Consider the following 819-nt stretch of genomic DNA (forward strand, 5'->3'; position numbering starts at 1 on the left):
CCCGCGGACCGGCTTTCGAGCTGAACTTCACCTTCTTGTTGAAGGAGAGAGTCCGACACGCGCACGGATGCGCGGCCTGTGAGGGTCGCGGTCGCATACCGTGGTCGGCATGGGTGGGCAGGTATTGGGCGGCGGCGTGATCGTCGCCGTCGTGGTGGGGCTGTGGTTGGTGTACCTGCTGCCGTCCTGGCACAGCCGCCATCAGTACGAGGCCGCGGAGCGCAATGCGCTGCGCCTCGGTCGGGCGATGCGTGTGCTGGCAGAGACGAGCGAGGCGCCCGAAGAGGTGCGGCTCGAACTGAACGCCCGCACCGCACTCACCCAGCAGCGACTCGCCAAGCGGGTCGAGGCGGAACGCGCCAGCGCCTCGTTGGAGGTGGCGCGCGCCGAGCTCGCCCTCGCCCGTGAGAAGGCTCGCGTCGACGCCGCTGCCGCCAAGGAACTCGCTCGCATCGAAGCCGAGGCCGCGCGCGAGCAAGCGCAGGCGGCCGCCGAGCAGGCCCGTGCCGAGGCCGAGGCCGCGCGCGAACGTGCCCGTGCAGACGCAGAGACGGCTCGCGCCGACGCGGCAGCCGCTCGGGAGCGCGCCCGTGCCGCCGCTGCTGCAGCCCGCGCCCTGCCGGCCGCCCGGCGCGCGCGTGCCCGTCGCCGCGCCCGCCTGGTGACGACGATGGTCGGTCTCGCCGGCTTGCTCGCCGCATCGTGGGGTGCGGTCGAACTGGTCCTGTGGGGCGCTCAGACGCTGCTGTGGGTCGGGGGAGCGGTGGTCGCCGCTTCGGGACTGCTGCTGCACCGCATGGCGCGCGTGGGCTCGCGCGG

1 pseudogene is annotated in these 819 nt (G+C 73.7%); it reads left to right on the top strand.

The window, feature by feature from the left end:
* Positions 1 to 109: 109 nt before the first annotated feature.
* Positions 110 to 819, top strand: a pseudogene (locus NQ160_RS24310) (large exoprotein); the annotation flags it as partial.

The organism is Microbacterium sp. zg.Y909, from assembly GCF_024626565.1.